The organism is Flavobacterium sp., from assembly GCF_044360715.1.
GTDB lineage: Bacteria > Bacteroidota > Bacteroidia > Flavobacteriales > Flavobacteriaceae > Flavobacterium.
In genome coordinates this window covers 1-7,417 of sequence record NZ_JBIKJY010000040.1, presented here as the reverse complement: position 1 = coordinate 7,417, position 7,417 = coordinate 1, and the positions used below count along the sequence as shown (strand labels likewise).

Genomic DNA, 7,417 nt, shown 5'->3' with positions numbered 1-7,417 from the left:
ATTGTATATCTTTGCACCCAATTTAAAAAATACGTACAAATGAAAAATTACGAAACTGTTTTCATTTTGAATCCCGTTTTATCTGATGTTCAGGTAAAGGAAACAGTAAGCAAATTTGAAGATTTTCTTACTTCTAAGGGTGCCAAAATGGTATCAAAAGAGGATTGGGGCTTAAAAAAATTAGCCTATGAAATCCAACACAAAAAAAGTGGTTTTTACCATTTATTTGAGTACCAAGCTCCAGCTGAATTAATCATTTCTTTGGAAACTGAATTAAGAAGAGATGAGAGAATCATGAGATTCTTAACTGTTTCTTTAGACAAACATGCTATTTCTTGGGCAGAAAGAAGAAGAGAAAAATTAAAAACTAAAGCAAACTAATCATGTCAATAGCTAACAACGGTAAAAAAGAGGGAGATATCAGATATCTTACTCCTTTAAATATTGATACTAACAAACAAAAAAAATATTGTCGTTTTAAAAAATCAGGTATCAAGTATATCGATTATAAAGATGGTGACTTTTTATTAAAGTTTGTAAATGAGCAAGGTAAAATTTTACCAAGACGTTTAACTGGTACTTCTTTAAAGTTTCAAAGAAAAGTTTCTGTGGCTGTTAAAAGAGCACGTCATTTAGCTTTAATGCCTTACGTGGCGGATTTATTAAAATAATATTAATCATTTGTTGCTCCGATTAAACTGGAGCTAACTTATAAAAATAAAGGACAACAAAATGGAACTAATTTTAAAACAAGACGTTCAGAATTTAGGTTTTAAAGATGATGTAGTAACTGTAAAAAATGGTTACGGTCGTAATTTCTTAATTCCTCAAGGAGCAGCTATTTTAGCAACTTCTTCTGCTAAAAAAGTTTTAGCTGAAAATTTAAAACAAAAAGCACACAAAGAAGCTAAAGTTGTTGCAGATGCAAAAGCAACTGCAGAAGCACTTAAAGCTTTAGAGATAAAAATTACTGCAAAAGCAGGTGGTGAAAAATTATTCGGATCAATTACTAATGCAGATATAGCTCACGCTTTAGAAGCAAACGGACAATCAATTGATAGAAAATTTATTACTTCTGGTATTGTTAAAAGAACAGGTAAATACAATGCTACTATCCGTTTACACAGAGAAGTTATCATTGAATTAGCTTATGAAATTGTTGCTGAAAAAGCATAATTTTATTTAAAATATTTCTTTTAAAAAAGCGTTGCAATTGCAACGCTTTTTTTATTTTTACGGAACTTAAAATTGTATGATAAATTTACGTAAATGAAATATACCCGATTAACAAAAGAACAATTAGAAGAACTTCATCCTGAGTTTATTACTTTTTTAGCTACTCAAACTATTGATAAAAAAGAATGGGACGATTTAAAAAAGAATACCCCAGAAATAGCTTTGCAAGAAATTGATGTGTTTTCTGATTTAATTTGGGATAAAGCCATAACTAATGTTCGTTTTGTAGATCATTTTTCAAAAAATCACATATTTCTTTTTAAATGTCACGATACTTTTTTAGAATCAATAATTGTTCATACATCTGAAGATTCGGTTGATTTCTTTACTACAGAAGGATTAGAATGGTTAGGAAATAATCTTTTTTCAGATGTAGTTACTATTCAAACAGGAAAAAAAGAAGTTGCCGAAAATCGTAATGAAGAAGTTTTTAAAATAATTGAAAACGGAGGTATTATTAGCAAAGGCGATTTATATATAAAATTAACTGCATTAATTAAGGTATCGTAATATGAGTGTTTTAGAAACTATTCAGTCTTTAAGAGCAGAATTAAATTTGCATAATTACAATTATTATGTATTGGACTATCCTACGATTTCTGATTTTGATTTTGATGTAAAATTAAAACAATTACAAGATTTAGAATTGGCCAACCCTACTTTTTTCGATGAAAATTCGCCTACTCAACGTGTTGGTGGTGCAATCACTAAAAACTTTAATACGTTTGAACACGAATATAGAATGTATTCGCTTGATAATTCGTACTCTAAAGAAGATTTATTAGATTGGCAAACAAGATGTCAGAAAATTTTAGGTGATGTTGATTTAGAATTTACTTGCGAATTAAAATATGACGGCGCATCCATAAGCATCACATATGAAAACGGAAAATTGGTTCGTGCCGTAACACGTGGTGATGGTTTTAAGGGTGATGATGTGACTCAAAATATCAAAACAATAAAATCTGTTCCGCTACAATTACACGCTGGTTTTCCTGAAAAATTTGATATTCGCGGTGAAATCATTTTACCATTTGCAGGTTTTGAAAAAATGAATCAAGACTTAATTGAAATTGGTGAAACACCATATTCAAATCCAAGAAATACAGCTTCAGGAAGTTTAAAATTACAAGATAGTGCCGAGGTGGCAAAGCGTCCATTGGAATGTTTGTTATACGGAATGATTGGCAATAATTTAAATATTTCAACCCAATACGAAAGTTTAGATTTGTCGAGAAAATTAGGATTTAAAGTGCCAACTCAGAGTAAATTAGCTAAAAACATTGATGAAGTTTTTGAATTTATTGAATATTGGGATAAAAACAGACACAATTTACCTTACGAAACAGATGGAGTAGTAGTTAAAATAAACAACATTCATTTTCAAGAAGAATTAGGTTATACAGCAAAATCGCCTCGTTGGGCTATGGCGTATAAATTTAAAGCAGAACAAGTGAGTACTGTTTTGCAATCTATTTCTTATCAAGTTGGTCGAACGGGAGCAATTACTCCTGTGGCAAATTTAGAACCTGTTCAATTAGCAGGAACAATCGTAAAACGTGCTTCTTTGCATAATGCAGATCAAATTTCTAAGTTGGATATTCGTCTAAACGATGAAGTTTTTGTTGAAAAAGGAGGCGAAATTATTCCAAAAATAATTGGAGTAGCGAAAAGAGGAAATCAAGAAAATCCAACCATTTATATTTCAAATTGCCCAGAATGTGATACGAAATTAACAAGAAGTGAAGGAGAAGCAAATCATTATTGCCCAAATTTTTATGGATGTCCTCCTCAAATTATTGGAAGAATTCAGCATTTTATTACCAGAAAAGCAATGGATATAGATGGTCTAGGTGGTGAAACTGTCGCTTTATTATATAATGCCGGTTTGGTAAAAAATTATGCCGATTTATATGATTTGAAAAAAGAACAAATTGTGGTTTTGGAAAGAATGGCGGATAAATCTGCAGATAATCTAATTTCAGGAATTGAAAATTCAAAAGCAATTACATTCGATCGAGTTTTATATGCATTAGGTATCCGATATGTGGGCGAAACAGTCGCTAAAAAATTAGCCAAACATTATAAAAACATTGATAACTTGGCTAAAGCTGATTTACTTGATTTAGTTACAGTAGATGAAATAGGCGAACGAATTGCACAAAGTGTTATGGATTTCTTCCAGAATTCAGATAACATAGCTATAATAAATAAATTAAAAGCAGTAGGCATTCAGTTTGAATTAAATGATATTTCAACAGCAGTTTCCAATATTTTAGAAGGAAAAATATTTGTTGTTTCTGGTGTTTTTGAAGTTTTCTCTCGAGACGATTTGAAAAAAGCCATCGAAGATTATGGCGGAAAAGTAGGAAGTTCTATTTCTGCGAAAACCAATTATGTTATCGCCGGAGCCAATATGGGACCTGCTAAATTAGAAAAAGCCAACCAATTAAAAATTGAAATTATTGACGAATACCAATTTCAAAAAATGATAAATGGTTAAGAATTAAATTACTACAATGTTTTTTTCTTTACTAATGTATTTGGTTTCGTCGCTAAAATAAAAATCAATTCGGCCTAAGTTTATTCCGTAAGCACCAACTTGGTTAATAACTACTTGATTGCCAGCTTTATTTGTTTTTATAACAGGTTTATCTAAAAATGTGTGTGTGTGCCCGCCAATTATTAAATCAATGTCTTGTGTGGCAGCGGCTAATTTAAGATCTGAAGGTTTATCTTTTTCATTTTTGTAATCAAATCCAAGATGCGACAAACAAATTATTAAATCGCATTTTTCAGTTTCTTTAAGTGTTTTGGTAATGTCTGTAGCAACTTCTATTGGGTTGTAGTATTTGGTTTCTTTATATAGTTTTTTGTCTACTAAACCTTCTAATTCAATACCTAAACCGAAAACACCAATTTTTATTCCGTCTTTTATAAAGGTTTTGTAAGGTTTTACAATTCCGTTTAACTCAGTATTTTTAAAATCATAATTTGCAGAAACAAAGTCAAAATTAGCATATGGTAATTGAGCGAAAAAGCCTTCAATTCCATTGTCAAAATCGTGATTCCCTAATGTTGCCAAATCGTATTTCATCATACTCATTAGCTTAAATTCCAATTCGCCGCCATAATAATTAAAGTAAGGCGTGCCTTGAAAAATGTCACCAGCATCTAATAACAATACATTTTCTTCTTCTTTTCTAATCTGTTCAATAATATTTGCACGTCTTGCCACACCTCCCTTAGAAGGGTTTCTTGGATGATTTTCTGGGAATGGATCAATATGACTGTGCACATCATTGGTATGCAAGATGGTTATTTTTTTCTCTTTTACAGTAGAAAAACTCGACAATGAAAGTCCGCTAAGTGAAAGTAATGCTGAAGATGCAGCTGTATTTTTGATGAAATTTCTTCTTTTCATAGGAGTTATTCTTTAATGATTCTTTGAACGGTTGAAGCTTCAATAGTTTTGTATTTGTAGAAATAATCAATCAATACGTTTCTCATTTTATAATTTAAATCAAAACTACCTTCGTTTTTAAGAAAGAAAGTCATATTGTCTCCACCGTTTGCTAAATAATCAGATGTGGCTACATAATAAATTGTGTTGTTTTCGATGGCTTTATCATTAAAAAGAACTTTAGTAATAGTATTATCTTTATCCAAAAATATTTTTAAACCATTTAGTGGGTGTGGCTTTTTTTCTTTAATAATGTGTTTTGCCATTTCCATAATTTCTTTACCTTTTAGAGCGACAACAATTAAACTATTTTCAAAAGGCATCACTTCAAAAGCATTTCTTTTGCTAATATTTCCTTTTGGAATAATCGATCTAATACCGCCGCTATTTAAAAGTACAATGTCAATTGGTTTGTTTTGTTGTTTTTTAAAAACAGGAGAAGCAAATTCAATACACGCATCAGCCATAAGATTTCCAATATTACTTTGCCATTCGCCTTTAGTTTTGTCTAAAGTTTCATTGGTAAAAGAAATTACACTATCTAAATCGGTATTTATATGCGCTCTGTAAGGTGAAATATAAGATTCTATAGTTTCATTTGAAGTGTATTTTGATGCGACTTCAATTTTTTTTCCTTCAATTTGATAATTGGTATATTTTTTTGTTTTACAAGAAACAGCTCCTAATAATGTTAAAGTTGTAACAAAAATTATGTAAAGAGGTTTCATATTTTTACTTTTGAATGTCATTTATTTGAATAGATTATTTTAATTTTGTACAAGATGTAAAGTTACAATGATTTATAAAATTATTCTGAATTTATTTCTGAATTATTAAAATATTTTAAAAAACTTAAAAAATATAATATGCAATCATTAATAGGTACTGGTGTAGCTTTGGTAACGCCTTTTAAAAAAGATTTTTCTGTTGATACAGAAGCGTTAACGAAAATTACAAACCACGTAATTGAAGGCGGAGTAGAATATTTAGTAATATTAGGAACTACAGCTGAAAGCGCAACATTAAATGCAGAAGAAAAAGAAGTTGTAATACAAACTATTGTTACTGCAAATAAAGGTAGAGTACCAATGGTTTTAGGAGTAGGAGGTAACAATACTGCAAAAGTGGTTGAGGAATTAAAGACAAGAGATTTGTCTCAGTTTGCTGCTATTTTATCGGTTTCACCTTACTATAATAAACCAACTCAAGAAGGAATTTATCAACATTTCAAAGCTGTTTCCGAAGCATCACCAATACCAGTTATAGTTTATAATGTTCCAGGAAGAACATCAAGTAATATGTTGCCTGCTACTGTGATACGATTAGCAAAAGATTTTAAAAATATTATTGGAATTAAAGAAGCTGCTGGCGACATTGTGCAAGCAATGAAATTAATTCAAACCAAACCGGAAGGCTTTTTAGTAATTTCTGGTGATGATATGATTACTTTGCCAATGGTTTTAGCTGGTGGTGCTGGAGTAATTTCTGTAATTGGAGAAGGTTTTCCAAAAGAATTTTCAGAAATGGTTCGATTGGGATTAAACAAAAAAGTAGATGAAGCATATAAATTACATTACAAATTAGCCGATTCTATAGATATGATTTTCGAACAAGGTAATCCTGCTGGCATCAAAGAAGTCTTTAAACACTTAGGTTTGTCTGAAAACACGGTGCGTTTGCCATTGGTAAATGTAGACGAAAATTTGTCTGTAAGATTAACTAATTTTATTAAAAACTTAGGATAAAAATCTTTTTTGTAAAACGTAAAAATATATCTACCTTTGCAGTTGCTTTTTCAAACTGCGCAAAGGCGTAATGTAACATCAAATATGAATAAATTTATATATATACTTTTAGTAATACTTTCAATTTCATCATGTAGTCCTTATCAAAAGGCTATGAAATCAGATGATGTAGAATTCAAAACAAAAGTATTTACTGAACAAATTGAAAAGAAAAAGTATTCTAAAGCAATACGATTGTTTGAGCAATTTGCTTCTGCATTAAGAGCAAAACCTCAGGGTGAAGCTGCTTTTTATAGTTATGCTCAGGCATTGTATAATACCAAACAATATATTTCTGCTGCTTACGAGTTTGAAAGATTTTCAAGTAGTTATCCAAAAAGTCCATTGGCTGAAGAAGCTGCTTTTTATGGGGCAGAATGTTACAGTAAAGTATCACCGATTTATAGTTTAGATCAAGTGGATACGGATAAAGCATTAAGTAAAATTCAAGTTTTTGTGAATAAATATCCAAATTCTACTTTTTTACCAAGAGCAAATGAAATTGTAAAAGAATTATCAGAAAAATTAGAATTAAAAGCATTTGAAATCGCAAAACAATACAATACAATTGGCGAATTCACAAGAGATTATAATGCGGCAATTATTGCATTAGATAATTTTGTTTTTAATTTTCCAGGTTCAAAATATAAAGAAGATGCTTTATTTTATAAATATGATGCTATGTATAAATTAGCAACAAATAGTATTCCTTCTAAAAAACAAGAAAGATTAAATTCAGCTAAAACGTATTACCAAAATTTAGTAAAATTTAAAGCAGATACCAAGTATTTACAACAATCAAATAAAATGCTTGAAACCGTAGAAAAAGAGTTGAAACAATATACAAATTAATCATTATTATGGATTTAAAGAAAACAAATGCTCCAGTAAACACAGTAACTTACAACAAAAGTGTAATTGAAGAACCAACTGG

General features: G+C 30.1%; 9 protein-coding genes. 7 read left to right on the top strand and 2 right to left on the bottom strand.

All coding sequences use genetic code 11. From position 1 onward, the window contains the following. Nucleotides 1-39 precede the first annotated feature (39 nt). From rpsF to ligA, 5 genes are all read left to right on the top strand, one after another. Nucleotides 40-381 (top strand): 30S ribosomal protein S6, encoded by a 342-nt coding sequence (gene rpsF, locus ACIQ16_RS09935; protein WP_353078732.1) that lies wholly within the window; start codon nucleotides 40-42, stop codon nucleotides 379-381. A 2-nt stretch (nucleotides 382-383) separates the two neighbouring features. After that, nucleotides 384-671 carry a 30S ribosomal protein S18 gene (gene rpsR / locus ACIQ16_RS09930; RefSeq protein ID WP_091312528.1) on the top strand — a complete coding sequence of 96 codons (288 nt, stop codon included), beginning with the start codon at nucleotides 384-386 and terminating at the stop codon, nucleotides 669-671. A gap of 61 nt (nucleotides 672-732) precedes the next feature. Further along, nucleotides 733-1,176, top strand: a complete 444-nt coding sequence (rplI, locus tag ACIQ16_RS09925) for a 50S ribosomal protein L9 (protein WP_291241601.1) — start codon at nucleotides 733-735, stop codon at nucleotides 1,174-1,176. A gap of 93 nt (nucleotides 1,177-1,269) precedes the next feature. Beyond that, entirely contained in the window at nucleotides 1,270-1,746 is a 477-nt protein-coding gene (locus ACIQ16_RS09920; protein WP_396151108.1) for a DUF6495 family protein, read from the top strand. Between the two features lies 1 nt (nucleotide 1,747). Beyond that, nucleotides 1,748-3,739 carry an NAD-dependent DNA ligase LigA gene (ligA, locus tag ACIQ16_RS09915; protein WP_396151107.1) on the top strand — a complete coding sequence of 664 codons (1,992 nt, stop codon included), beginning with the start codon at nucleotides 1,748-1,750 and terminating at the stop codon, nucleotides 3,737-3,739. A gap of 3 nt (nucleotides 3,740-3,742) precedes the next feature. Here ligA and ACIQ16_RS09910 read toward each other — a convergent pair whose 3' ends face one another. Together ACIQ16_RS09910 and ACIQ16_RS09905 are read right to left on the bottom strand one after the other, a co-directional pair. Beyond that, on the bottom strand, nucleotides 3,743-4,660 hold the full coding sequence (locus tag ACIQ16_RS09910; RefSeq protein ID WP_396151105.1) for a bifunctional metallophosphatase/5'-nucleotidase: 918 nt from the start codon (nucleotides 4,658-4,660) through the stop codon (nucleotides 3,743-3,745). A gap of 5 nt (nucleotides 4,661-4,665) precedes the next feature. Then, complete coding sequence (locus ACIQ16_RS09905; RefSeq protein ID WP_396151103.1) at nucleotides 4,666-5,427, bottom strand: 5'-nucleotidase C-terminal domain-containing protein; 762 nt, start codon at nucleotides 5,425-5,427, stop codon at nucleotides 4,666-4,668. Nucleotides 5,428-5,565: 138 nt separating this feature from the next. Here ACIQ16_RS09905 and dapA point away from each other — a divergent pair, with 138 nt between their 5' ends. Together dapA and ACIQ16_RS09895 are read left to right on the top strand one after the other, a co-directional pair. Further along, nucleotides 5,566-6,444, top strand: coding sequence for a 4-hydroxy-tetrahydrodipicolinate synthase (dapA, locus tag ACIQ16_RS09900; RefSeq protein WP_396151101.1), 879 nt, complete (start codon nucleotides 5,566-5,568; stop codon nucleotides 6,442-6,444). An 84-nt stretch (nucleotides 6,445-6,528) separates the two neighbouring features. Beyond that, nucleotides 6,529-7,335: an outer membrane protein assembly factor BamD gene (locus tag ACIQ16_RS09895; protein ID WP_396151099.1), complete on the top strand. Its 807-nt coding sequence runs from the start codon at nucleotides 6,529-6,531 to the stop codon at nucleotides 7,333-7,335. Nucleotides 7,336-7,417: the final 82 nt, after the last annotated feature.

Excerpts from the sequence above, each read along its gene's own strand:
- dapA (WP_396151101.1), top strand. The coding sequence starts at position 5,566 with ATGCAATCATTAATAGGTACTGGTGTAGCTTTGGTAACGCCTTTTAAA.
- rplI (WP_291241601.1), top strand. The coding sequence starts at position 733 with ATGGAACTAATTTTAAAACAAGACGTTCAGAATTTAGGTTTTAAAGAT.
- rpsF (WP_353078732.1), top strand. The coding sequence starts at position 40 with ATGAAAAATTACGAAACTGTTTTCATTTTGAATCCCGTTTTATCTGAT.
- rpsR (WP_091312528.1), top strand. The coding sequence starts at position 384 with ATGTCAATAGCTAACAACGGTAAAAAAGAGGGAGATATCAGATATCTT.
- ligA (WP_396151107.1), top strand. The coding sequence starts at position 1,748 with ATGAGTGTTTTAGAAACTATTCAGTCTTTAAGAGCAGAATTAAATTTG.
- ACIQ16_RS09910 (WP_396151105.1), bottom strand. The coding sequence starts at position 4,660 with ATGAAAAGAAGAAATTTCATCAAAAATACAGCTGCATCTTCAGCATTA.
- ACIQ16_RS09920 (WP_396151108.1), top strand. The coding sequence starts at position 1,270 with ATGAAATATACCCGATTAACAAAAGAACAATTAGAAGAACTTCATCCT.
- ACIQ16_RS09905 (WP_396151103.1), bottom strand. The coding sequence starts at position 5,427 with ATGAAACCTCTTTACATAATTTTTGTTACAACTTTAACATTATTAGGA.
- ACIQ16_RS09895 (WP_396151099.1), top strand. The coding sequence starts at position 6,529 with ATGAATAAATTTATATATATACTTTTAGTAATACTTTCAATTTCATCA.